Origin of the sequence: Pedobacter terrae (assembly GCF_036946585.1) — a bacterium.
GTDB lineage: Bacteria > Bacteroidota > Bacteroidia > Sphingobacteriales > Sphingobacteriaceae > Pedobacter > Pedobacter terrae_C.
The window spans coordinates 330,943-355,326 of the sequence record NZ_JAQIIV010000003.1 but is presented as its reverse complement, the minus strand read 5'-3'; the positions used below and the strand labels follow the sequence as shown (position 1 = coordinate 355,326).

General features: G+C 37.1%; 23 protein-coding genes. 10 read left to right on the top strand and 13 right to left on the bottom strand.

Annotation, left to right across the window (positions count from 1 at the left end; translation table 11 throughout):
- Positions 1–15: 15 nt before the first annotated feature.
- The 5 genes from PGN18_RS06485 to PGN18_RS06465 all read left to right on the top strand — a co-directional run bounded on the left by PGN18_RS06485 (position 16) and on the right by PGN18_RS06465 (position 6,198).
- A complete protein-coding gene (locus PGN18_RS06485; RefSeq protein WP_335318604.1) occupies positions 16–708 on the top strand; it encodes a PspC domain-containing protein in 693 nt (230 codons plus the stop codon).
- A gap of 5 nt (positions 709–713) precedes the next feature.
- Positions 714–1,691: a LiaF transmembrane domain-containing protein gene (locus PGN18_RS06480; RefSeq protein WP_335318603.1), complete on the top strand. Its 978-nt coding sequence runs from the start codon at positions 714–716 to the stop codon at positions 1,689–1,691.
- Positions 1,692–1,799: 108 nt separating this feature from the next.
- Positions 1,800–2,411, top strand: a complete 612-nt coding sequence (locus tag PGN18_RS06475) for an RDD family protein (RefSeq protein ID WP_335318602.1) — start codon at positions 1,800–1,802, stop codon at positions 2,409–2,411.
- Between the two features lie 264 nt (positions 2,412–2,675).
- The gene (gene ispG, locus PGN18_RS06470) at positions 2,676–4,652 is read left to right on the top strand and encodes a (E)-4-hydroxy-3-methylbut-2-enyl-diphosphate synthase (RefSeq protein ID WP_335318601.1); all 1,977 of its coding nucleotides are present in this window, start codon (positions 2,676–2,678) and stop codon (positions 4,650–4,652) included.
- Between the two features lie 271 nt (positions 4,653–4,923).
- Positions 4,924–6,198, top strand: coding sequence for a mechanosensitive ion channel family protein (locus PGN18_RS06465; RefSeq protein ID WP_335318599.1), 1,275 nt, complete (start codon positions 4,924–4,926; stop codon positions 6,196–6,198).
- A gap of 47 nt (positions 6,199–6,245) precedes the next feature.
- On the opposite strand, the gene PGN18_RS06460 is transcribed toward PGN18_RS06465, so the two are convergent.
- Both PGN18_RS06460 and PGN18_RS06455 read right to left on the bottom strand, forming a co-directional pair.
- Positions 6,246–6,482, bottom strand: coding sequence for a UPF0158 family protein (locus PGN18_RS06460; protein ID WP_335318598.1), 237 nt, complete (start codon positions 6,480–6,482; stop codon positions 6,246–6,248).
- Between the two features lie 171 nt (positions 6,483–6,653).
- The gene (locus tag PGN18_RS06455; protein ID WP_335318597.1) at positions 6,654–7,481 is read right to left on the bottom strand and encodes an alpha/beta hydrolase family protein; all 828 of its coding nucleotides are present in this window, start codon (positions 7,479–7,481) and stop codon (positions 6,654–6,656) included.
- 374 nt (positions 7,482–7,855) lie between these two features.
- Between PGN18_RS06455 and rpiA the strand changes: the two genes are divergently transcribed.
- The 4 genes from rpiA to PGN18_RS06435 all read left to right on the top strand — a co-directional run bounded on the left by rpiA (position 7,856) and on the right by PGN18_RS06435 (position 12,350).
- Positions 7,856–8,545: a ribose-5-phosphate isomerase RpiA gene (gene rpiA, locus PGN18_RS06450; protein ID WP_335318596.1), complete on the top strand. Its 690-nt coding sequence runs from the start codon at positions 7,856–7,858 to the stop codon at positions 8,543–8,545.
- Positions 8,546–9,002: 457 nt separating this feature from the next.
- The gene (locus tag PGN18_RS06445) at positions 9,003–9,392 is read left to right on the top strand and encodes a LiaF transmembrane domain-containing protein (protein WP_335318595.1); all 390 of its coding nucleotides are present in this window, start codon (positions 9,003–9,005) and stop codon (positions 9,390–9,392) included.
- A 509-nt stretch (positions 9,393–9,901) separates the two neighbouring features.
- Positions 9,902–11,221, top strand: a complete 1,320-nt coding sequence (locus PGN18_RS06440; protein WP_335318594.1) for an alpha/beta hydrolase — start codon at positions 9,902–9,904, stop codon at positions 11,219–11,221.
- A 160-nt stretch (positions 11,222–11,381) separates the two neighbouring features.
- Positions 11,382–12,350, top strand: coding sequence for a YihY/virulence factor BrkB family protein (locus tag PGN18_RS06435; protein ID WP_335318593.1), 969 nt, complete (start codon positions 11,382–11,384; stop codon positions 12,348–12,350).
- On the opposite strand, the gene PGN18_RS06430 is transcribed toward PGN18_RS06435, so the two are convergent.
- The 11 genes from PGN18_RS06430 to PGN18_RS06385 form a co-directional block, all read right to left on the bottom strand.
- Positions 12,351–12,773: a secondary thiamine-phosphate synthase enzyme YjbQ gene (locus PGN18_RS06430; protein ID WP_335318592.1), complete on the bottom strand. Its 423-nt coding sequence runs from the start codon at positions 12,771–12,773 to the stop codon at positions 12,351–12,353.
- Positions 12,774–12,778: 5 nt separating this feature from the next.
- Positions 12,779–13,864, bottom strand: a complete 1,086-nt coding sequence (locus PGN18_RS06425; protein ID WP_335318591.1) for a PDDEXK nuclease domain-containing protein — start codon at positions 13,862–13,864, stop codon at positions 12,779–12,781.
- Positions 13,865–13,933: 69 nt separating this feature from the next.
- Positions 13,934–14,968, bottom strand: a complete 1,035-nt coding sequence (locus PGN18_RS06420) for a DUF2157 domain-containing protein (protein ID WP_335318590.1) — start codon at positions 14,966–14,968, stop codon at positions 13,934–13,936.
- 157 nt (positions 14,969–15,125) lie between these two features.
- Positions 15,126–17,342 (bottom strand): cation:proton antiporter domain-containing protein, encoded by a 2,217-nt coding sequence (locus PGN18_RS06415; RefSeq protein ID WP_335318589.1) that lies wholly within the window; start codon positions 17,340–17,342, stop codon positions 15,126–15,128.
- A 703-nt stretch (positions 17,343–18,045) separates the two neighbouring features.
- Positions 18,046–19,032, bottom strand: coding sequence for a bifunctional riboflavin kinase/FAD synthetase (locus tag PGN18_RS06410; protein ID WP_335318588.1), 987 nt, complete (start codon positions 19,030–19,032; stop codon positions 18,046–18,048).
- Positions 19,033–19,123: 91 nt separating this feature from the next.
- Positions 19,124–19,984, bottom strand: a complete 861-nt coding sequence (locus tag PGN18_RS06405) for a YitT family protein (protein WP_335318586.1) — start codon at positions 19,982–19,984, stop codon at positions 19,124–19,126.
- Positions 19,981–20,712 (bottom strand): tRNA pseudouridine(55) synthase TruB, encoded by a 732-nt coding sequence (gene truB, locus PGN18_RS06400; protein ID WP_335318585.1) that lies wholly within the window; start codon positions 20,710–20,712, stop codon positions 19,981–19,983. The genes PGN18_RS06405 and truB overlap by 4 nt, the downstream gene beginning before the upstream one ends.
- Before the next feature lie 135 nt (positions 20,713–20,847).
- A complete protein-coding gene (locus tag PGN18_RS06395) occupies positions 20,848–21,642 on the bottom strand; it encodes an undecaprenyl-diphosphate phosphatase (RefSeq protein WP_335318583.1) in 795 nt (264 codons plus the stop codon).
- Between the two features lie 277 nt (positions 21,643–21,919).
- Positions 21,920–22,114 (bottom strand): type II toxin-antitoxin system VapB family antitoxin, encoded by a 195-nt coding sequence (vapB, locus tag PGN18_RS22350; protein WP_442955339.1) that lies wholly within the window; start codon positions 22,112–22,114, stop codon positions 21,920–21,922.
- A gap of 39 nt (positions 22,115–22,153) precedes the next feature.
- Positions 22,154–22,381, bottom strand: coding sequence for a DUF3098 domain-containing protein (locus tag PGN18_RS06390; RefSeq protein ID WP_335318582.1), 228 nt, complete (start codon positions 22,379–22,381; stop codon positions 22,154–22,156).
- Positions 22,381–23,259 (bottom strand): cell division protein FtsX, encoded by an 879-nt coding sequence (locus tag PGN18_RS06385; RefSeq protein WP_335318581.1) that lies wholly within the window; start codon positions 23,257–23,259, stop codon positions 22,381–22,383. Before PGN18_RS06385 ends, PGN18_RS06390 begins: the two co-directional genes overlap by 1 nt.
- Positions 23,260–23,553: 294 nt before the next feature.
- On the opposite strand from PGN18_RS06385, the gene PGN18_RS06380 reads away from it, so the two are divergent.
- Positions 23,554–23,889, top strand: a complete 336-nt coding sequence (locus PGN18_RS06380; protein WP_335318580.1) for a hypothetical protein — start codon at positions 23,554–23,556, stop codon at positions 23,887–23,889.
- Positions 23,890–24,384 lie beyond the last annotated feature (495 nt).

The following is a 24,384-nucleotide window of genomic DNA, read 5'->3' as shown; positions in this document are numbered from 1 at the left end:
AAAATGAACAACGTTATGGAAAAGAAGCTTTTTAGAAACGAACATGATAAGATGATTGCCGGTGTAGCTTCGGGACTTGCAGATTACATGCAGGTGGAGGTTACCATAATCAGGTTATTATTTGCATTATCGGCCATATTTATGGCGGGAGGTGGCTTAATTGCCTATATTATCATGTGGATTATTGTTCCGGTTAACAACGATCCGGCAGCAAGGTTCTCTAAATTTAACGATTACTTTGGTAACAAAAATCCAAATGCACAGCCTTTTGGAACTGCAGATCCTTTTGCCGGGCCTGCTAGTCAGGGAAATCAAAATTGGACACAACCTGTAGACGGCACACAGAAAACGCCGTTCGAAACACAGCCTGATTTTAGTAAATTCAATAAATCGAATGATACTGGACGGACCATAGGCGGTTTGGTATTGCTGGTAATAGGCTGTTTTTTTCTGATGCGCGAAATGGATTTCATACCTGATTGGTTTAGTATCCGTAATTTATTCAGGTACATGTGGCCTTTGATATTTATCGCTTTAGGCGTGAGTATTATAGCCAAATCAAAAAGAAAAAATGACTGGGCAGCTTTTCAGCACCAACAGGAAGCTGAAAAACAAAAAGCCGATTTTTCTGAAACGATAGTAGAAAATGAACCTACAACATCAGTAAATAAAGATGATCATTCAACATCCGCTAACCCTCAAGTATAAATAAAATGAAATTAGATAGATTAATGTGGGGTATCATTCTGCTTTTTATTGGCGGTGTACTTCTACTCGAAAACTTTGGCGTGATCACTTTTTATTGGCGCAATGTTTGGAGCTTCTGGCCAGTGTTTTTAATCATAGCAGGTTTAAATATCCTGTTCAATAAAAATAATTCGCAAACAGGCAGCATTATTTCCATTGGTGTTTTAGTGGTGGCTCTTTCTTTCCTTTTTTATAGAGGCCAACAGGTTCCTGAGCGAGGCAGTTGGTGGGGGCGTCAATTTAAAAAAGACGTCGATATTAATATTGAGCACAACAACGATGACAATGACGACGATGATAATGATACATCGTACAATCATTTGAGTTTATCCGAGCCATTTGTGGCTGCAGATAATGCGAAAAAAACAGTGTTAAATATTTCCGGGGGTGGTATATCATTTAATCTTGATGGTGAAACCAATGAGTTGATCAATGCCGATGTGAAGAAAAAACATGGCAACTTTTCTTTAAGGAAATTACTTACCGACAGTGCTACCGTGTTGACATTCCAGATGGACGATAAAAAGAATAAATGGAATTTTGGCGATGGTGGCAACGATGTTAACTTTAAACTAAACAAGGAAGCCAATTGGGATATTTTGATGAAATTGGGTGCTGGCGAAGCAAATTTCGATTTTACCGATTACAAAGTGCGTACTTTCCGCTTTGATGGTGGGGCTGCAGCTTTAGATATTCAATTTGGAGATTTATTGCCAATCACTGATGTAATCGTAAAATCTGGTGTAGCCGACGTGAAAATTAAGGTGCCTACCAATTCTGGCTGCAGGATTAAAACCAAAACGGGCTTATCGGCGAAGGATTTTGATGGATTTGAAAAATTGAGTGATGGTGTTTACGAAACCTCAAATTATAAAACTTCAACTAAAAAAATCTTTATCAATTTAGATGGTGGATTGAGTAACTTTGAAGTAAGCAGATACTAGGGAGGCTGAAGGTTAGAAGGTAGAAGACGTAAGGCTAAGACTTCATTAAGAATCTTTATAAAACGCCTATCTTAAAATCTTAAATCCAAACCATCCTGATCCAGTCCAATGAATCTTGATCAATATACAGTTGTAATCAATGGTAAGCCAGAAGGGCCGTATAATTTAAACGAACTGAAAGATTTAAATATCAGTGCGAATACTTTTATACGCAAACCTGGAATGGACGATTATAAAGAAGCTCACGCAATGCCTGAACTGCGTGAGCTTTTAGGTTTTACGTATCAGAAAACTGCACCGCAATATTTCGCCGCTTTTGATCAAAGATTATTGGCTTCAGTAATTGATCATTTTGTTATTTTCGGTTTCTATACCGTAATTATTTTGACCAGTTATCTTTTTATAGAAGGGAAAGACCAACGGATTATGGCTTTTTTAGCCCCTTTTCCGATAATATTTTTAGTTAAATTGGTTTATGGCAGCATCGCTGAAGCAACTAATAGCCGGGCAACTATTGGTAAAAAACTCCTAAATATCAAAGTAACGGATTTAGAAGGTAGCCAAGTTTCTTTAGGTGTTTCCCTCGCCAGGAACTTTTCTAAGATCTTATCTGTAATTCCTGTTTTCTTTGGTTATCTATACAGTTTCCTGAATAAAAAACACCAATGCTGGCATGATATTGTAGCAAATACTTTGGTGATCAAAGATCGGTTGATATAGTTAGAGAGGCTGACAATACTTGTTTAGCGACATGCTATATTTAGGATGATGAAATACGGCCAGGCCCAACCAATGTTAAAGAATAAACCCGGATTGAAGCAAACACGAGGTGCAACCGAGTAAAGCAAAAAGCGGGCTGTATTTAACAAGCAATACTGCCCTTTAGTTTCCAAAAGATAAAGAATTTTGTCATTAGGATTAGTGCGATTTAATTACAACATTCCAACGTTAAAACACTCCAACAATCCTTATCTTTGCTGGTAGATGGAAAATATATTGGCAAAACATGATCTGGCTGGCGGATATTGTAACAGTTTAACCGCTTATTCCAGGTATCTAACCCGTGAGGTAAAGATTGGAGATATTGCGTTAGGTGGGTACAATCCGATCAGGATTCAATCGATGACGACTACCGATACAATGGATACGCTGGGTACGGTAGAGCAAACCATACGCATGGTTGAGTCTGGTTGTGAATATGTCCGTATTACTGCACCAAGCATTAAAGAAGCTGAAAATCTGGCCAATATTAAAAAAGAATTGCGTTTCCGCGGTTATGATGTGCCTTTAATTGCCGATATTCATTTTACACCGAATGCAGCCGAAATGGCCGCAAGAATTGTTGAAAAAGTGCGTGTTAATCCAGGGAATTACGCAGATAAAAAGAAATTTGAGAATATAGAATATACTCAGGATGCCTACAATGCAGAATTGAGCCGGATTTACAAAAAGTTTGTCCCTTTGGTAAAAATCTGTAAAGAGTATGGCACTGCGATGCGTATTGGCACCAATCATGGTTCACTCTCTGATCGGATTATGAGCCATTATGGCGATACACCACGTGGTATGGTCGAATCGGCAATGGAGTTTATCCGCATGTGCGAAGATCAGAACTACTATAATCTGGTGATCTCGATGAAAGCCAGCAATACCCAGGTAATGGTACAGGCTTACCGTTTGCTGGTAGAAACCATGGCTAAAGAAGGTATGAATTATCCTTTACACTTAGGTGTTACCGAAGCTGGTGATGGCGAAGATGGTCGCATTAAATCAGCGGTTGGTATTGGAACTTTATTGGAAGATGGTTTGGGCGATACCATTCGCGTTTCTTTAACCGAAGATCCTGAATTTGAAGCACCAGTGGCTAAAGCTTTAGCAGACCGATATTCGAAGAGGAGTTTGGAACTTGGAGTTCAGAGTTTTGAGTCGCATGCAAAAGTCCCAACTCCCAACTCTCAACTCCCAACTTACAGCCCTTACGAATACAACCGCCGTATTACCACTCCTGTACAACATATTGGCGGGCATCACCATCCGGTAGTGATGATTGATGTTTCTAAAGAAAACCTAAAAGATCCTTATTTCTTAAATTCAGTTGGTTACCATTATAGTGCAGGTTTAGATAAATATAATTTAGCCGATCAGGCATGTGATTTAGCCTTTTTGGGAGATCATTTGCCGTCTTTTTCCTTCCCTGGGAATTTGAAGCAGGTTTATAATTATGCAGCCTGGTTAAAGTTAAAACAGAAAAATAACTGTCATCCCTTATTCTCTTTAGAAGAATTTATCAAAGCTGATCAAAAAGATGAGCTGTTAAACTTTGTTGAGATTGATGCCACGCAGTTAACCAGTTTAACAATTAACCAGTTAACCAGCTTAGTGCTGATCCTTAAAACTTCTGCTATTCACGGCATGGCCGAACAAAGGGCATTTTTTGTGGCGCTGCAGGAGAAAAACATACAGGTTCCGGTGATCATCAAGAGAACTTACCAGGATGTTGATGCTGATCATTTGATGCTTTATGCCGCTACAGATCTTGGTGCCTTGCTTACCGATGGTTTTGGTGATGGCGTTTGGATTGATGCGGAAGGACAAAACCCTTCATTGATCAACTCGACCAGTTTTGGTATTTTACAGGCTACCCGTACACGCATCAGTAAAACAGAATATATCTCTTGCCCAAGCTGTGGACGAACGCTTTTCGATTTACAAGAAACTACACAGCTTATCCGTTCGCGTACTGATCATTTAAAAGGAATTAAGATTGGTATCATGGGATGCATCGTTAACGGTCCGGGCGAAATGGCCGATGCAGATTATGGCTATGTGGGTACCGGGCCTGATAAAATTACCTTATACCGTGGTAAAGAAGTGGTAAAGAAAAATGTAACTACTGCTTATGCGTTGGACGAACTGATCGATATCATTAAAGGCGACGGAAACTGGGTAGAAAAGAATTGATAGTTATTGCTTAATAGGAATGGCAAGTAAGAGTAAACCGTGGTCTGTGTCCTGACAGACCACTACGCTATCATTCTGAGCATAGCAAACAATCCTATATTCTGATATCAACTAATTACAAACTCCTGCGCAATTATCGATATTAGCATAGTTGCGGCATCTTCAGTAATCTCTAATGCCGGATTCTTCATTCATCCAATAGCTATAGGGTCAGAATAACAAAGACAAGAAGACTATTAATTTTCTAACCAATAAATCCTAAATTGCCTTGATGAAAATCCCCGAGTTTCAATACCTTTTTAACGAACTTAGATACTGGCTGGTTGGTAAAGGCCTTGCAGGTAATGAACTCATTTATTCCTATTTTTTTATCGGGTTAGTTGCAGTTGTTTTATTCCTGTTTGTCACCATTTTTGTAACACGTCAGGTTTTTATTATGATGGTAAAAAGTGCCAAAACTAAATCCGACTGGCAAAATGCATTATTCGAATTCCGTGTTTTTAGGGCTTTTGCCTTAATTTTTGGAGCCTATATTATCTATAATGTTGTTCCGTACCTTTTTATCTATTTTAAAAACTGGCATTTCTATGCTTTGATTTTGGCTAAAATCTACATGGTTTTGGCTGTGATGTTTGCTATAAATGCATTTTTGAATGCGGTGGTTTCCATTATGGAATCATCTAAGAAATATGCGGATAAACCCATCAGAAGTTACAAACAGGTAGCCAAAATTGTATTTTACATTGTTGGTTTCGTGCTTATCCTTTCGATTATTCTAGGTGAATCGCCATTGTACGTTTTTGGTGGTTTTGGTGCGGTTACAGCAGTTCTTATTCTGGTTTTCAGAGATCCGATTTTAGGTTTTGTGGCATCGGTACAAATGAGTGCCATTGATCTGGTGAGAGTGGGTGATTGGATTACTGTAGAAAAATACGGCGCCGATGGCGAGGTAACTGAAATTAATTTAACCACTATTAAAGTGCGCAACTGGGATAAAACAGTAACCATTGTGCCGAGTTATGCCATTGTAAGCGAGTCTTTTAAAAATTGGCGGGCGATGGAGGAAAGCGAGGGCAGGCGGATTAAACGTCACATCAATATTAAAATTTCCAGTATTAAATTCTGTGATGAAGAACTGATCGGTAGGTTGCAGAGCATCGATTTTCTGAAAGATTACCTCCGGGAAACCCAGGCTTTTATTGAGCGTTACAATGCTGAAAACACGGTAAATCCCAATAATCTGGTTAACGGTCGCCACATGACTAATATCGGAACTTTTAGGGTGTATGCAGAAAAATACCTGGAAAGCAATCCTCATATTAATAAGGAACTCACCTTTATGGTACGCCAATTACAGGCTACAGAACACGGATTGCCTATTGAGATTTATGTATTTTCGAAGGAAAAAGGTTTAAAACGTTTTGAAGAAGTGGCTGCTGATATTTTTGACCATTTATTGGCTGCAGTACCTTACTTCGATCTTGAAATTTTCCAAAGCCCTAGCGGCAGCGATATGAGGAATTTTGTAAGGAGGGGGGATGATTAATTATCCCCCCAAATTATCTTGCGTAATAATATATTCAACCCGCTCTTTTACACGATCAAATAATTTTTGATTTTTAAATCAAACCATAATTGCCTGTATTCGCCTGAATTATCTAATTCATATTTAAATTCCCTGAAAGGTTTTCTTTTACTAAGGGCCTCAATTAATTTAACTTTTATTCGAGTATTATCAGGAAGTTCGTCCAGAAATTCTTCCATCATCCTAAATGATTCTCTTGAATCAGGTTGCTCAATTTCCCTATAATCGCCCGAGTTTGATTGCAACTCTTTTAGGTCTTAGTCCCATGCATCATTGGAGTCAGGATTAAAATCCTCATTGTTTGGTATAAAAATAAGTCTATTGTTTTTGATATTCCAGTGTCATATGAAACCGCAATCGATTGTGTCTGCAATTTCTTTAATTTGTTGTGAGGTTAAAGTTGTCATCATGTTTAATTACCCTTCATTCAAAAATAACAAAACCTTTTCGCAAACTTTAAATAATAGTGGTGGTAAAGTTTCGCTAGTGTAAGGCTGTGTTGCCCCATAGACATGGTTTGCACCTTCAATTTTAACCAACCTGCTGCCGGGGTTGGCCTCTGTCAGGGTTTGCGCGGTTTCGAAAGGAACATTGACGTCATCATCGCCATGTATAATTAACCAAGGGATATTAATGCGCTTTGCTGCATCTATGATATTTAATGTTGCAGCATTTTCTTCCAGGTCTTCCAATAAGGTTACATTTAATGGCATCTGTTCTTTGGTACGGGCATTAGTAACGAAAATCTTCCCGGTTTTTTTCCATTCTGCCTCTTGTTCCTTTTTCCAAAGACTATTAAAATCGGCAATGGCGCTCCAGGTAATTAGTTTGTTGATTCTTAAATCGTTTGCTGCTTCTATGATGGATAATCCACCTCCCCGGCTATGGCCAATTAAATTTACTTTAGTGTTTGAACCGTAAGCTTTTTCTACAAAATCCAATACTGCATTTACGTCAAATAGTTCTTTTGATACAGTATTACTGGCAAAAGCTTCCATATCAGTAACATCTTTTGGTTCGTCAACAGCTACGCCACTATGTGATAAATTAAACTTAATGTAACGGTAACCATTGCTGGCAAAATAACTGGCTACCAGATTATGGGCACCCCAATCTTTAAAACCTTTAAAGCCATGTACAAAGAGTACGATGGGGGTATTAGGATTTTTTTCATCAAAAGTGATGTCGCCAATAATTAATTTTCCGTCTGCACCGCTAAGGCTAAAACTACTTTGTGTGATCATAATTTAAAAGGTTGGTATAAAATATAAACCTGCAAAATTTGATTTTGTTGTGTTTGAGCTATAGAGAAACTGATTACGACCTTTGCTATAAAGCCTTGTTGTGAAATAGAACCTGTTTTTTTTCGGGAGCAATATTACAGCGGGACGGAACCTTTACTTTTAGTACCGGTACTGCACTTTACGCTATAAATTATCCCGATCATGACGACAGCGTATTTAAGTTGAAAAAAGAAATGGGGATTCCACTACCGCAGAATCCCCATCATCTAAATTAACGCTCTCATATACATTAACGCTGTAAAAACGATTTATTGCATCAGCTGTAAAATTTTTTTCATTTTTGGATGTTTATCAATTAAACCTATTTTTACTTTATGGCTACTACAGATAAAACGCAACAAGATGCAGAGAAGTTGGCAGCTGCCCAGACTGCGGTAAAATTTGTTAAAAATGGTGATGTAGTTGGCTTAGGCACGGGTTCTACTACAACCTTTGCTATTATTGAGTTGGGGAAACTTGTACAAAACGGACTTCAAATAAAAGCAGCCGCAAGTTCCATTCGAACGGAAGAACTCGCGAAATCTCTTGGCATCGAAATTCTTGACCTTGGACGCTTAGGTCAAATTGATATCAGCATTGATGGTGCTGATGAATTTACAGAATCGCTTGATCTGATTAAAGGCGGAGGGGGAGCACTATTCAGAGAAAAGATAATTGCTTCATTAAGTAAAAACACCATTATTATTACCGATGCTTCAAAAAAAGTCAAAAAGCTGGGTGCTTTTACTGTTCCTATCGAGGTAATTCCTCTGGCTTATCAATATGTGTTCGATCAAATTAGCAAACTAGGCGGAAGCGGTGTATTGAGAACCGTGGAAAACAAAACCTTTATTACCGACAATGGAAACCTGATTATTGATGCTGATTTTGGCCTGATTGATGATCCTGCAAAATTGGCTTCTAACCTAAACCAGATTAACGGCTTACTAGCACATGGCTTATTCATTAACCTTACCTCAAAAGTAATCATGAGTGAAGGAGCAGATATTCTTATTTTTGAATAACATTAGTTCGGTTGTCCAAAAAATCGTCATTGCGAGGAGGAACGACGAAGCCTGCCGGCAACAGGCTGGCAATCTTTCACGCCAATGATCCCCTTGCAATAAAGATTGCTTCGTCGGCTGAAAAAGCCTTCTCGCAATGACGATCCCTGGCGAAGGTTTTTATTCAATACTACTGTCATTTATTGATTTTAATTATCCCTAATCGTGTTACTAACAAGCGAAATGACAAATCAATCTTTAAGAATTACAAATTGAGAGAATTTGTTTCCATTCCGTGTTCTCTGTGTTTCCGTGGCAAAACTGACAACTTCACCGATAAAATAACTTACCCTTAAATTCTCCAAAATTTTTTACCGACAGTTTTATTTCACTCACCGATAAAAGATCGCAACTAAGGGAAAAGCCATTCTGCAGCATCGATATTCATGATACATTTGAATCATAAAACAAAACGGTCATGGAAAATTTAATCAAAAAAAATCACGCAGATAAACAAGTTGGTTTAGGTATTTTAATCATCACTATCGGTTCGGTGTTCTTATTAAGAAACTCGGGAATAGATATTCCACATTGGATTTTGAGGTGGCACACCATTATGTTGGGTATTGGTTTGTGGATGGGTTACCGTAAAGACTTCCAGGGAAGCGGTTGGTTGGCATTGACTATCATTGGAGGCTTATTTACTTTTAAAGCGATAAACATTTTTGATTTTAATCTGTTTAGGATTAGCATTCCAATGGTACTGATCGGTTTAGGTTTTTATCTAATCTTAAAACCTAAAAAAAATCAAAACTTTGATCAGTATTTTGAGAAGAAACCTGTTGATTTTACTAATAAAGAAAGCTAAAATTCTTAACTCCATCATATATCTTAAAAAGGGACATTTTTTAACAATGTCCCTTTTTTATGCTTGATAGCAAAGGGCAGGGAGCTTTGAGCTTTGCGCTATGGTCCTCTGCTCCATGCCATTTGCATTTTTGCCAAAAAAGAAACGGGGATCCCACCCTCAGGCAGTATCCCCGTCATCTAAATTAACGCTCTCATATACATAAACGCTGTAAACAAAATATATTGTGTTCAGCTTTATTTTTTTTGGTTTTTTTCGAGATATGGATAAATCTGGGAAAAGCATTGCTTAGCCACAACATTTATACGCTAAATTTTACGTAAGAACTAACTTCAAATGTTAAAATAAGTTAAAACTAAACAGCTAGTTTAGTTAGAGGCTTTTCAGAACCAAATATTGTTAACTTTGGGTATTGTAAAAAAACCGAACACCATACAGGAAGCTATTATGATTTTTAGACCTTACCGAGAACCATCATAATACCTTACCGCCATTAAACATTTATACGAATGAAAAAGAGCCTTTTATTCATAATCGCTTTATTATTTACAACTACCGCATTTTCTCAGAATGTGATTCAGCTTTTCAACGGCGCAAACGATTTTTTTAAGCTGTTACAGGAAGAAAAATTTAAAGATGCACATGCTTTCTTTGATGACACTTTGAAAACTAAATTAACAGAAGAAAATTTAAAGAAACTTTGGGGAGATATCAGAACAAAATATGGGAAGGCAGAATCATTAGATGCCATTCAAAGTAAAGCTCAGGGCGATTTTTTTGCTGTAACGGTTGAAGGTAAATTTGCTAATGGTGATCAGAACTTTATTTTAGGTTTTAATAAACAACAGAAAATTGTTGGAATCTTCCTAGCACCTTCCAGAAGAACATCATCCTATTTGAAACCGACCTATGTAGATACCAGTTTATACCAGGAAAAGTCGGTATATATTGGTCCGGCAGGAAAACAATTGGCCGCTATTATTACCACACCAAAAAATGTCAAAAATTTTCCTATTGTTGTTTTTGTGCATGGCTCCGGCCCTGCTGACATGGATGAAACCATTGGTGCGAATAAGCCTTTTAAAGATATTGCTGGCGGTTTAGCTTCTAAAGGAATTGCCTCTGTTCGATACGTAAAAAGGACTTTAATCTATCCTAACGAATTTAACAAAGCTTTTACCGTAAAAGAAGAGGTGCTGGATGATGCAGCTGCAGCTATAACACTTGCCAAAACAGTTGTTGGGGCTAATCCAAAAGCTATTTATGTATTCGGTCATAGTTTAGGCGGAATGTTAGCCCCTAAAATTGCCAGTCTGACGCCTGATTTAGCAGGTATTATTATGGCGGCAACACCAGCAAGAAAATTAAGTGATATTATTGTTGATCAGAATAAATATATGTTCGATCTGGCCAATGATACAACGGCTGCCTTTAAAAAACAATTGGCAGATGCTGCTGTGGAAATTGATAAAAGTAGAATTTCGCAGTTAGGAACTACCATAAAACCTGATTCTATTATTTTAGGTTTGCCGGCAAAATATTGGGCAGATTTAAATAGCTATAGCCAGGTTAATGTAGCTAAAAACCTTTCAAAACCTAAAATCTACATATTGCAAGGTGGTAATGATTTTCAGGTAGGTAAAGTAGATTTTGATTTATGGAATGATGCTTTGGGTAAAAAGAAAAATGTGGTTCTTAAATTTTATCCGGATTTAAATCACTTGTTGAGTTCGCAAACCGAAAAGGGGACAATGGCTCAATACCAGGCAGCTGTAAGCGTATCCGAAATTTTGATTAACGATCTTGCATCATGGATTAAGGCCAAATAAATCTGAAATCACTTATTGCAAAAGAACAAAGCTCCGATCAAAATCAGGAGCTTTTTTTGTGTGGTTAACTTCTTCTCACTCCCTCTTTGTTTATAATTTACAAACAATTCAAAAAAGAAGCGGTTTAAGTTTAGAGTAACTCATCTAAAATAATTTGTTTATGGAAAAGCGGAAAATCACTTTAAAAGGAATATGGGGCGTTTTAAAAGCATCGTTTACGGGATTTAACGATCATAAGGTAACGAAACTTAGTGGCTCTTTGGCCTATTATACCGTATTTTCCATGGCCCCATTATTAGTGGTGATTATTTCTCTATGTGGTATATTCCTGGGTAGGGAAATAGCGGAAGGGCAGGTTTATGCCCAACTTGAAGGTTTTCTAGGCAGGGAATCTGCGCTCTCACTGCAACAGTTGATCAAGAATGCTTATTTGGATGGAAAAGGCACAATCGCGCTAATTATTGGTATTATTACTTTATTAATTGGTGCAACAACCGTTTTCGGTGATATCCAGGATTCTATCAATACCATTTGGGGATTAAAGCCAAAACCGAAAAGAGGGTGGGTGAAAATGTTGCAGAATCGCTTTTTGTCTTTCTCGGTAATTATTAGCTTAGGCTTCGTATTATTGGTTTCACTGGCCGTTACTTCGGTATTAGATGCTTTTAGCAGTCGTTTACAGGCCAGATTTGCAGAAGTATCTGTTATTGTATTTTACATTGTCAACCAGATCGTAACCCTTGCAGTAATTTCATTAATATTCGGTGTAATATTTAAGGTACTACCTGATGCGATTATCAAATGGCGTGATGTAATTGCCGGTGCAATAGTTACTGCTGTATTGTTTATGATTGGTAAATTTGCCATCTCTATTTATATTGGGCAAAGCGATGTGGGAAGTACCTATGGTGCAACAGGTTCTTTAGTAGTTGTACTTTTGTGGACTTACTATTCTTCCATCATTTTATATTTTGGTGCCGAGTTTACCAAGGCTTATGCCGTTGCTTTCGGTTCAGAAATTTACCCTTCACATTATGCGGTAACAACCAAAGAAATTGAAGTAGAAACGGATGGTAAATCTATTCAGGATAATCACCCTGAAATTAAGGAAGAAGTACATAAAGCATAATTATTCTCCCCAGGCAGTGATTGTTAATCTTCTTTGTCCACCATGATTGCGGTGTTCGCAAAGGTAAATACCTTGCCAGGTACCAAGCGCTAACCTGCCATTTCTGATCGGGATAGTTACAGAGCTACCTAAAAGCGCAGCTTTTAAATGTGCAGGCATATCGTCTGATCCTTCATAGTCGTGCTTATAACCGGGGTCATTTTCTTTAACTGTTTTGTTAAAGAACATTTCAAAATCCATACGCACAGTTGGATCGGCATTTTCGTTAATCGTAAGGGAAGCAGAGGTATGTTGTATAAAAACCTGGCAAATGCCGATGTTAATCTCACTGATTTGCGGTAGTGCATCTTCAACCTCGTCGGTAATGATATGGAAACCCCTTCTATGTTCTCTTAATGCTATTGTTTGTTGGTATATTTTCATTTGAATTAATTCTCAATGACTTTGATAAAATCCTTTTCGCTAGGTAAAACGGTTAAATACTTACTTGCGAAAATTTGTTCGTTATTTTCCGGAAGTGTATATCTCACGACAGATTCACTTTTATCCTGGCAAAGGATAATGCCGATGGTTTTGTTTTCGTCCTCAAGTTTTATTTCTCTGTCAAAATAGTGCACATACATTTGCATCTGCCCAATATCCTGATGTTTGAGTTCTCCGATTTTTAAATCAATCAATACAAAACACCGTAAAATTCGATTATAGAAAACCAAGTCAATTTTAAAATGCTTTTCTTCAAAAGTTATTCTTTTTTGACGGGCTACAAAGGTAAAGCCATTACCCAGTTCTAATAGAAAGTGTTCAAGTTTATCAATCAATTTTTGCTCTAAATCACTTTCTGAATAAGTGTTTAGTTCCGGTAAACCCAAGAATTCCAATATATACGGATCTTTCACTAAGTCCTTGTTCTTTTCAATTATTTGTCCTTTTTGGCCAAGTGATCTTATCTCTTCCTTGTTTTTGCTTATCGCTAAACGAGTATATAGTGCGGAGTCATATTGACGTTGGAGTTCACGTAAGCTCCAATTATTCTTTATAGCCTCTATTTCATAAAAATTACGCTCATTCGCATCTGTTATCCTCATTAATTTAAGATAGTGCGACCAAGTGAGTTTGAATTGCATAGGCAGTGCCTGCTGATTTATAGATTTGCGAAATGCTGTATCAGCAATTTCTTTGTTTTTGAATTCGTTAGAGGCTGTTTGTTCTTTTCCTAATTCAGCAGACAGTGTCTGCTGAATTGAATAGAGTAAATAAAAATTACGTATTTGCCTCAAATTTGTTTCAGAAAAGCCTTTGCCAAATTCGGCTACTAATTTTTTGGATAGCTCTTTTAAAACCTGTTTACCATACTCAGCTTTTTCTTTTCCTTGTTGCTCTTCTTCAACAATCATTCTGCCAATTTCGAAGTATGCAATAGCCATTGTATTATTAATGGTTTGTGCTACGTTTTGCCTCGCTTGGTTAAGCAATTCAATAACTTTACTGTACAAATTTTGCTTTTCAACTTGCATGTTTACAACAATAGAATATATTTAATCTTATACGATTAAGCATTGATCAAATGAAATTAGTTTTTAAGGTTACTTCAAAAACTCCACATTCCATATTTTCTCTGCTTTTCTGCCAATCAACCAAAAAGAAGCCGCCAGTACAGAGAAGAATAAAGCTTTGTGCCAGCTATCCCAAAAATATTCGAAATATCGTGTGTAGAGATTGATAAAAAGAAAAGTAATGCCGAATTCACGGGCAATATCATCATGATACTTTAAGCCAAAAAGCGTACTGGCTATACAAATAGCCGCAGAAATTAATGCCCAGTAAAACAAACTCAATTGTCGTACCTGATACCATTCTTCTAGATTGGCAAAATTGCCAAATACCGACAACAGCCAGAGTGAAACAAAAAGATAAACCATGCCCGCGATATAGGTAACCTGAAAGAAATTTTGTGTTTTGGGGAAAGCTTTCATCAGGAATGATGCTGCTGTTAATGATGCACCGAAAATCACAAAACGCAACGGATAGTTCATGCCAAGGAAATAATAATTCCAACGGCTTAGATAGCCTGTTTCTGTACCGAACCATGCACCTAAAGAGATTAAGGCGAAAATCCAGATTAAACGCGAATTGAAAATATAACCCAAAGCACCATAAATGAAAAAGGATATTAATATCAGGACAGAAAAATTACCTGAACCATTATCTAAGGCCTTTCCAAAATAAGCAATAGCATTTGCCGTGAGCAAAATGGCAGAAAATACAATGGCTTCATTACTAAATTTTAGGTGTGCCAGCTTCTTTTTCCGATTAAAACCCAAGATATAAAGCCAGGCCGCTAATCCGCCTGAAACAATAGCTATCACAATATTTGGCGTGTTATAAACCCGCTTTAAATAGTTTAGGATCGAATTATCTATAAGGAGTGATCCAAGTGCAATAAAACCACAAGCCAGGGCTACCCAAAAAGCATACTGTGCCAGGCGCAACCAATCGAAGTTCTTGGCTTCATAACTTTTACGGAGTTTGTCACCTGTTTCATGATCAATTAAGCCGTCGCTTTGCCACTGCTCAATCATATCGTCAAGAAACTCACTCTTTTCTCTGTCAACTTTCATAGGTTAGGCTATACACGAAGATATAAAATTATATCGTCATTGCGAGGAGGTACGACGAAGCAATCTTTTGATTATGAGCGAGCGTTGTAAGATTGCTTCCCCGAAAAGTCGGGACAGGCTGTCGGCTGAAAAAGCCTTCTCGCAATGACAATCACCACTATATAACCTCCTTGATCTTCTTATTATTGCCTACAATCCAGATTACGTCACCCTTATCGAACACAAAATCTGATGAGGGGTTTAAGATGCGGTCGGCACCTCGTTCTATACCCACAATTAAAGCCTGTGCTTTTTCGCGGATCCCCGCATTTCTGATACTTAGGCCATAAACAGGCGATTCGGTATGAACCACAACTTTTTGCAAGGTCATTTCTTTATCCGGGAAATTACTTTCTTCGGCTGTTTCCGGGGCGTTAACTTCCAAAAGTGATTTAACAGCTGCAAGCTGGTCATCCGCACCGATTAATAACAGTTTATCATGTGGATAAAGCCGCTCATCTCTACCCGGTGTTGGGATATTATTTCTACCACGTTCAATTAAGGCAATATTCACCCCGTATTTTTCCCTGATCATCAATTCAGTAAGCGTTTTTCCAACAACTTCTGATTCTGGTGATACCTTAAGCTCGGTTAGATGGGTATCCCAAGGTAAAATATCTGGTTTCTGATTTTCCCTGGCATTTAAATTCCGGATAAACCGGCGTTCTAGTTTATCATAAAACGACTGCAGTTTTCTGGAAAAAATAACCATTCCAAGCACAATTAAAGACAAAGCAATCAAGGCTGCGACCCAGGTATCGAAAAACTCATACATCAAAAATCCGACAAAGAATATGCCTAGCGCAATCCTAAAAAACTCAATAGCAATCAGTGGACCGCGCGTATATTTTTTATTTAACCATAGGTGTGAGTAAGCGGTTTTCTGAATCCGGCGGATAGAAAGCGCCCATAGAAATGGAGACATCAAAATAAAGGAAAGTGCAACACTGATTAAGATGGAAGGCAGTCCATTGGTAATGTTTTTTACCATAAATGGCTGTAAAAACCTTGAAGTAAGAAAAATGATGGCAATAATAATTACAGAGTGGATAATGGTATTAAAAATATAAGAACGTAGCAAGATCTTCCAGTCGCTTAATGTGGTAATGCCGGCTGTACTGGAACTGTATCTCTGAATTCCATCCAACCATTTTTGTGGTAAAATCCGGTTTAAAAAGTTATAAAAACCTTCTGAAGACTTAATTAAATAGGGGGTTGTAAAGGTTGTAATGGCCGAAGCAGCTACAGCAATCGGATAAAGAAATTCGCTGGTAACCTTAAGTGTTAAACCCAGTGTGGCTATGATGAATGAAAATTCGCCGATTTGTGCAAGGCTCATCCCTGCCTGTACAGAGGTTTTTAAAGGCTGGCCAGATAATAATGCCCCTAAAGAGCTACTGATCAACTTACCAACGATTGTAGCGATGGTAACGACAACAATCGGAAAAGCGTAATCAACCAAAACTTTGGGATCAATTAACATACCCACAGAAACAAAGAAAACCGCGGCAAACAAATCTTTAACAGATTTTGTCAGGTGCTCTATTTTTTCAGCCTGGGTCGTTTCAGCTAAGATCGACCCCATAATAAATGCGCCAAGTGCGGGAGAAAAACCAACTTTTACCGCCAACAATACCATAACCAGGCATAGCGCTAAAGAAACCACCAACATGGTTTCATCATTCATCAATTTTCGCGTAGCTTTTAGGAAAGTTGGAATAAGAAAAATGCCTGCTAAAAACCATAATACAAGAAAAAAGGCAAGCTTTAATATAGAAATGAGCATTTCCGAGCCGGCAAATTGCTGACTTACCGCTAATGTAGAAAGCAGTACCAATAATAAAATGGCTACTAAATCTTCTACAATCAGCACGCCGAAAACCAATCCAGCGAATTTCTTATGTTTCACGCCAAGTTCCTCAAAAGCCCGGATAATAATTGTTGTGGAAGATACTGATAAGATTCCGCCAAGGAAGATGCTGTCCATTGTATTCCAGCCCATAAGCGAACCAGCTGCATAGCCAATTAAAAGCATAAACAGCACTTCAACAATGGCAGTAATTGAAGAAGAACCGCCAACTTTGACCAGCTTTTTAAAACTAAATTCTAAACCTAAACTGAATAAAAGAAATATGACACCTATTTCAGCCCAAATGGTTATACTTTTCTGGTCGGTTACTGTTGGCAGAAAACTGAAATGCGGACCAACCATTAAGCCAGCCAATATATAGCCTAGTACGAGTGGCTGTTTAATTTTTTTAAATAATAATGTTGTTATACCTGCAGCGGCGAGTATTAATCCTAAATCGGCAATTAAATCTGGTAAATGAATCATTTGATTTTTAAAATATTAAAAACTAAAAATTTTAAACTCGGCTGAAGCAATGGCATATATTGATGGACGCTGGCAGCCGTATAATGGATTGATTTACCAAAAAACGTGTTTTGGATAGAGCATCTTAAACAAGCACCAATAATTATACTTTAATCTTTTGATTATAACTTTGGTATGGTTGGTTTTGTTCTTAAGAAGCAGAAATAGCAAAAAAGTGATCAGGACAAAAGCACTGAAAGATATTTTTACAGAGGAAATATTAATAAAATCTTTTTGTAGGCTTTCGTTATCCTGATTAAAACCGAAGTGTTGCTTGATGATCTTTTTGTTTGTAACAGAACTTATTTTTGTGTATTTTAATTGCACCTCATTTCTGTTTTTTTGCGATGCGGCACCTGCAAAATTTATGGAAAGGGATAGAAATAAAATGATGTAAAATAGCCTCATTGCCGCTAATATAGCTAAAATAAGGCTTTTTTGAAAGGAAAATTAGGTAAAACTGACTTTTGAATTGGATTACCAAAATTGAATTTTGTAAAATCATATGCTCTCAAGTTATCGTCCTTTCGAGCGGAGTGCAACGAAGTCGAGAAATCTATTTAAATAGATCTCTCCCAGCCTGTATGGGCAGGCCTGTCCGCACAGGCGGGTATTCCACTGCGTTTCAGTCGAGATGACGACCTTAGGATAAGCTGAAAACTAACTACCCGCCAAAGTAAGCTAAAGTAGCTTCCTTATCTTTTTTTAACTGAACAGTTAAAGCCTCTAATCCGGTAAATTTTACATCGTGACGAAGAAATTTTAAGAAATTCATTTTAATATCCTGTCCATAAATTTCCTGGTTAAAATCAAAAATATTAACCTCAATATTTCTGGTCATCCCGTTAATGGTTGGTCTTTGCCCGATGTAAGCCATACCTTGATAAGGTTTAAGGTTCAGGGTTGAGGTTTTAGGGTTGAGAGTTGAGGGATGATGGGCCAGAACTTCGGACTCCATTTCAACCGTAACTGCATAAATGCCATCGCCTGGGATCAGTTTGTAAGTTTCCTCCACAAAGATATTTGCTGTTGGGAAGCCAATCGTTCTGCCTATTTTATCGCCTTTAATTACCCTGCCAAAAATAGAGAAAGGGTAGCCCAGGTAATCGTTTGCCAGCCCCACATCGCCGGCCAGAAGTGCCTGGCGGATCTTGGTTGAACTTACTGCCACATCGTGGATATCCTGTTCCATTATTTCTTCAACGGTAAAACCGAAATGTGTGCCGGCAGCTTTTAAAACGCTTAAATTGCCAGAGCGGTCTTTACCAAAACGGTGATCATAGCCAATAATAATATGTTTGGTGCCAATATTGTCAACTAGGATATTTTTAATATAATCTTCCGGTAACTGATTGGAGAAATCGCGGGTGAAAGGAGTAATAATTAAGTGATCTACGCCTAAACCCTTTAAAATTTCTGCTTTTTCATTGATGGTATTAATCATTTTCAGATCCTGGTTTTCAGGATCAATAATCATTCTGGGGTGTGGGAAAAAAGTTAATATTACACTTTCTCCGTGATCTGTCTTTGCTTTTTGTACCAGTTGTTTAATGATTTTTTGGTGCCCGAAATGCACACCATCAAAAGTACCAATGGTAACAATTGCATTATCTAACTTTTTAAATTCCGAAAGGTTGTGGTATATCTTCAATGGTAAAATTTATTTTGTGGGTTTTTTGTAAACGATGAAAGCGTAAATCCCGAACCTGCTCACAGCTTAGAAGCACACCCAAATTTTATTATTAATGTAAAGCATGGCGTTTAACCACCCCGCCTTTTAAATCGGCAATCTGTTGTTGTATCACAAAGGCATCCGAATCAATCTGCCTGATCGCCGTTTGTAATTTGCTCATTTCCAATTTGGTCACAACGGTAAAGATAATATCGATATCTTTTTTTTCACCATAGCCACCTTCGCCTTTATAAATGGTAACACCTCGTTTCATATCGTTAATGATAAATGCCTTAATGGCTTCCTGATGCTCCGAGATCACGGTAACCCCGGTATATTGCTCTAAGCCATTAACGATAAAATCGATTGTGCTTGAAGCTGATAAATAGGTTAAAATGGCGTATAGCGCCGTTTCAATGTTTAAGAAATAAGCAGCAAAGGCAAAAATAATGATATTCAAAATCAGGATGATATTGCCAACAGTTAAAATGCTGTTTTTGCTGATATAAAGTGCTAAAACCTCTGTACCATCAATTACACAGCCACCACGCATAGCCAGGCCAATCCCACCACCTAGAAACAAACCGCCAAAAAATGCAATCAGTAATTTATCGTGTGTAATGGGTTGGAAAGGTAAGATAATTAGTGCCAGTGAAAGTGTCGCAATTGCAATAGCTGTCTTAAATGCGAAGCCTTTACCAATCTGCCTGTAACCTAAAATCACAAATGGAATGTTGATAATAGCTATAAGGTATGATAAATTCCACCCAGTTAAGGTGCTGATCAAAAGTGAGATACCGGTAACGCCACCATCGATAAAATGACTGGGCATTAAAAAGCTTTTTAAGCCAAAACATGCCGAAGTTACACCTGCAATAATTAAAAGAATTTCTTTTACAAACCTGGTGTTCCTGTTTTTGATGTGGTTCATACTGTTGCTTCGGTTTTAGCTTGTTCTTTCTTGCTACGAATATAATCAACAAGTTCTAATACCTCAAACGCATCTTTAAGCATAAAGTTTCCACTTCGGGTGCGGATTAGTTTAGAAAGATAAGCACCGCTATTTAAAGTTTTACCAAAATCGGATATCAATGAACGGATATACGTGCCTTTGCTGCAAACAATCCTGAAATCGATTTCTGGAAGTTCGATTTTGGTAATTTCAAATTCTGGCACACTTACAAAACGTTTTCGTAATTCAACTTCTTCCCCCAATCTGGCTTTTACATATAAACGTTCGCCATTTACCTTTACAGCAGAGTGGGCAGGTGGATATTGTTCTATATCTCCAATAAATGGTTTGCAGGCTGCATAAATACCTTCTTCGGTGATGTTACTGATATCGAATGTTTCATCAACCTCGGTTTCCATATCAAATGATGGGGTAGTAGCCCCTAAAATCATGGTACCTGTATATTCTTTCTCTTCAGCCTGAAAAGTATCGATCTGTTTGGTCAGCTTACCTGTACAGATAATCAACAGACCTGTAGCAAGTGGATCTAAAGTGCCGGCATGGCCAACCTTTAATTTTAGCGGTTTTAAAGAATTACGGATTTTGCCCACCACGTCAAATGATGTCCATTTGTACGGTTTATTAATTAAAAGCAATTCGCCTTCAGCAAAATTGAAATCTTTGAATTTAGGATTTTCGGTACTCACAAATCTTTTTTGCGCAAAGATACGGATTCAATGTGGTTTGCCTAAGTTTTTTTAACCACAGATATACACAGATAAACAAGGATGATTGTTGTGTGTATGCCGCCCTTTTAACTGTGATTAAAATATTTACGTGAATTATATGATCTGTAAATTGTGTCCACTTAATAACAGGATGATAATGATTAAACCTGCTGCAATCCTATACCATCCAAAAACTTTGAAACCATGTTTGTTCAGGTATCCAATAAAACTTTTGATGGCCAAAAGTGCCACAATAAATGCAACAACGTTTCCAATAATGAGCATATTGGTTTGATCATGCGTAATGGTATGCCCTTCTTTATAAAAGTCGTACAGTTTTTTTGCGGTTGCAGCAAACATAGTAGGCACAGCCAGGAAAAACGAAAATTCTGCAGCTACTTTTCTGCTTAATTTCTGACTCATACCACCGACAATGGTTGCTCCCGAACGCGATACCCCCGGTAACATGGCAATACACTGAAAAAAGCCTATTTTAAGTGCCGTTAAATAGCTTATTTCTTCCTCTTCATTAATAGTTGGTTTATTAAACCATTTATCTACAAATAATAAAATTATACCGCCAACCAATAAAGAAATACCCACGGCCATAGGGCTTTCCAGTAACTCGTCGATTTTTTTGCTCAATAACAAACCAAATACCGCTGCCGGAATAAAGGCCACGAGCAATTTAATATAGAAATTTATCGATTTAAAGAATCTTTTAAAATACAGTACAACAACCGAAAGTATCGCGCCGAGTTGGATCACAATGGTAAACAGTTTTACAAATGGTTCTGATGCAATACCCATAAGCGACGATGCGATGATCATGTGGCCAGTGCTTGATACAGGTAAAAATTCAGTTAATCCTTCAACAATGGCAAGGACAATAGCTTCAAACGAATTCATATTGTTTAGTTAATGGGTTATTCCCACTGTAATTTTATTTTATAGTTTTTAAATTTTTCGTCTCGTGAAATCAATCCTAATTCTCTGAAATATCTTGAGATACAATAGTCCGATCAAAAGGGGGCATTAGTAATAAATTCAAGGTTTAGTAATCTTGCTCAAAAAGCAAGATGTACCGATATCAGATAACTTTTTTTGATTGAAAGCGACAATTGGTCATCACTGCCACAAACCATAAAAATGTTATGAGTATCTAATAAATAGGCCATAAATATTATTAACAAAATATTTCTAGAGGCTCGTCGAAATCATCTGATAATTTGATCTTGCCTTTTGCGTACCCAAATTCACGTGATTTTAATTTTGGCTTACTCTTATGTTTTGTTTTTAAGAATTCAACAAAATCTGCAACCTCCTGCCTAAGGTTTAGTGGAAACGAATTAATTTCAATCTGCAAATTTGTTGTTGTCATATTATAAAGTTAAAGCACACTTTACTGGATACAAAACATTTATTTTTTTAAGATGGCATAAATACCAAAAGCAAAACCAGCTAATACCACCAATGGCGCCAATAAAGTTCTTCTGAAATCGTAAATATCACCAGTGGTGCCCATCATCAGGATAAAACCAACTGCTACAATGGCAATGCTGATTAACAATAACTGATAGTTTTTTTTGGTGAAAACCAATTCGTTTTTAACGTCCTTTAAAACCGGACCTGTTTTTTTTTCTGCCATTATCTATAAAGATGATAAGATTTTAAACGTAAATACCTGCTTACTGCAAACCATGTACTAATGCCTGTTATAAAAATTCCCACTATTAAAAGGCCTATAAACACAAAGCCAAATTCCTGGTAGTTATTTAAAATAATAATTTCAGGCACTTCTTTGCGCGCATAAATTAAAGTGGCCAATAATATGATAATGGCTATAAATGCAGCTATTAAGCCATGTAAGGCAGCGTACAGTAAGAAAGGACGTCGGATAAAATTTTTTGTTGCACCAACCAGCTGCATACTTTTAATTAAAAAACGCTGTGAGTAGATTGCCAATCTTATGGTGTTGTTAATCAATGCTATAGAAATAATTAACAACAATACTGCGAAAGCTAAAATAATTAAACCAATGGTATTGATATTTTTGTTTACCATATCAATTAAAGAACTTTGATAAACTACTTCTTTAACTACAGGGTTTTTAGAAATACTTGTTTTTAACGCATCTATGCTTTTATTGTTTGCATATTCTGCTTTTAAATACACGTCAAAGGTAGAGGTTAGTGGATTGTATCCTAGGAAATTAACAAAATCTTCACCTAAATCCTGTGTTAAATTTCTGGCCGCAAGTTCCTTATTTACATACTGGGTTTGCTTTACCGCGGGATTGGCATTCAGTTCCTTCTGGAAAGCCAACACATCAGCTTCTTTGGCGCCTTCATCAACAATAATGTTTAAAACAATGTTTTCTTTAACGTAGTTAGATAGGTTTTTGGCATGTACAAGTACTAAACCAAGTAGCCCCAGCATTAATAAAACCAATGCAATACTGATGATGGTAGAAATATAAACGGTTTTGGTTTTCTTAGATGCATCACTTACTTCGAATTCTTCCATGTATTTCATTTTTGTTTCTGCGAAAATATAAATTATACCTGATAAACACCAATTAATGATTGCTAAATGAATACTAACGTAAGCAATTGGCTTTTAGTTTAGAGATTTAATTCTTCAGCAAAATCTGATTCTTTTTTTAAAGGCGGTACGAAATTTGCATAAATGGCGTTAATTATGAATATCTGAAAACTAAATTTAACTATGAAAAGACAAATTACCATTCTGAGCCTATTTTTACTTATCGCCTCTAATTTGATTTCTTGCAAAAAAGATACTACTTCTTTAAAAGCTCGAATGTTAGGGAAATGGACACTAAATAAAATTGTAACTTCTGGCTACACCCCTGAAGAAACATTGAAAGATCCAAAAAAGATAAATGGAACGGTGAACTATGGTACCACAAGTGACTATATTGACTTCAAGCCAAACAATGATGACCAAGTAGAATTGAGTTTATCAGGAAACAGGACAATTGGCACCTATGTGATCATATATTCCGATCAGTTTAGCATGGATATTAACGATGGACTGAATTATTGTATGGTAAATAGTATTACGGAGAACAAATTAGAGTTTACAGCCAAAATTGATAAAACAAACGTAACTAAAATATATTCCTTATCAAGATAAGAATTTAATCCCAATTATTTACTGCGCCATTGGTTTTGAAATCAATGGCGCTTTTTTATGGCGTCGGTTGTTACCAGCCGGCGCTAAACGATGATTGTTTGCTTGAAATTGTTAGATTAGGCAATACATAGATCAGCGTTTAGCTGTGGTGTCAGTTATTACCAGTCGACACTGAATAGCATATAGATTAATTTAATAGCAAGTCAGATGGTAACATTTGACCTAACAGGGAAATCATTTTTGATGGGGGAAATTCACAAACTACATTCTCGGTATCCAATTATTGTGGTGTCAGTTGTTTCCAACTAACACAAAACACCATTAAGATTTCACTTATCTGCTCCAATAGTTAAGTAGAAACTTCTGACTATACATAAAAGGCCAGGATTTTAGTGTTAACTTATTCTAATTCTGCATTTATATTAGCTAAATATTATCCTGAATCCACTTTTTAAAGCCCCTTAATTTCCGTATTTTTGCAGCTTTAGAAATTTA

Excerpts from the sequence above, each read along its gene's own strand:
- PGN18_RS06430 (WP_335318592.1), bottom strand. The coding sequence starts at position 12,773 with ATGAAAATATACCAACAAACAATAGCATTAAGAGAACATAGAAGGGGT.
- rpiA (WP_335318596.1), top strand. The coding sequence starts at position 7,856 with ATGGCTACTACAGATAAAACGCAACAAGATGCAGAGAAGTTGGCAGCT.
- PGN18_RS06415 (WP_335318589.1), bottom strand. The coding sequence starts at position 17,342 with ATGATTCATTTACCAGATTTAATTGCCGATTTAGGATTAATACTCGCC.
- PGN18_RS06475 (WP_335318602.1), top strand. The coding sequence starts at position 1,800 with ATGAATCTTGATCAATATACAGTTGTAATCAATGGTAAGCCAGAAGGG.
- PGN18_RS06395 (WP_335318583.1), bottom strand. The coding sequence starts at position 21,642 with ATGAATTCGTTTGAAGCTATTGTCCTTGCCATTGTTGAAGGATTAACT.
- PGN18_RS06405 (WP_335318586.1), bottom strand. The coding sequence starts at position 19,984 with ATGAACCACATCAAAAACAGGAACACCAGGTTTGTAAAAGAAATTCTT.
- PGN18_RS06465 (WP_335318599.1), top strand. The coding sequence starts at position 4,924 with ATGAAAATCCCCGAGTTTCAATACCTTTTTAACGAACTTAGATACTGG.
- PGN18_RS06435 (WP_335318593.1), top strand. The coding sequence starts at position 11,382 with ATGGAAAAGCGGAAAATCACTTTAAAAGGAATATGGGGCGTTTTAAAA.
- PGN18_RS06420 (WP_335318590.1), bottom strand. The coding sequence starts at position 14,968 with ATGAAAGTTGACAGAGAAAAGAGTGAGTTTCTTGACGATATGATTGAG.
- vapB (WP_442955339.1), bottom strand. The coding sequence starts at position 22,114 with ATGACAACAACAAATTTGCAGATTGAAATTAATTCGTTTCCACTAAAC.
- PGN18_RS06455 (WP_335318597.1), bottom strand. The coding sequence starts at position 7,481 with ATGATCACACAAAGTAGTTTTAGCCTTAGCGGTGCAGACGGAAAATTA.
- PGN18_RS06385 (WP_335318581.1), bottom strand. The coding sequence starts at position 23,259 with ATGGAAGAATTCGAAGTAAGTGATGCATCTAAGAAAACCAAAACCGTT.
- PGN18_RS06425 (WP_335318591.1), bottom strand. The coding sequence starts at position 13,864 with ATGCAAGTTGAAAAGCAAAATTTGTACAGTAAAGTTATTGAATTGCTT.
- PGN18_RS06485 (WP_335318604.1), top strand. The coding sequence starts at position 16 with ATGGAAAAGAAGCTTTTTAGAAACGAACATGATAAGATGATTGCCGGT.
- PGN18_RS06390 (WP_335318582.1), bottom strand. The coding sequence starts at position 22,381 with ATGGCAGAAAAAAAAACAGGTCCGGTTTTAAAGGACGTTAAAAACGAA.
- ispG (WP_335318601.1), top strand. The coding sequence starts at position 2,676 with ATGGAAAATATATTGGCAAAACATGATCTGGCTGGCGGATATTGTAAC.
- PGN18_RS06440 (WP_335318594.1), top strand. The coding sequence starts at position 9,902 with ATGAAAAAGAGCCTTTTATTCATAATCGCTTTATTATTTACAACTACC.
- PGN18_RS06380 (WP_335318580.1), top strand. The coding sequence starts at position 23,554 with ATGTTAGGGAAATGGACACTAAATAAAATTGTAACTTCTGGCTACACC.
- PGN18_RS06480 (WP_335318603.1), top strand. The coding sequence starts at position 714 with ATGAAATTAGATAGATTAATGTGGGGTATCATTCTGCTTTTTATTGGC.
- PGN18_RS06445 (WP_335318595.1), top strand. The coding sequence starts at position 9,003 with ATGGAAAATTTAATCAAAAAAAATCACGCAGATAAACAAGTTGGTTTA.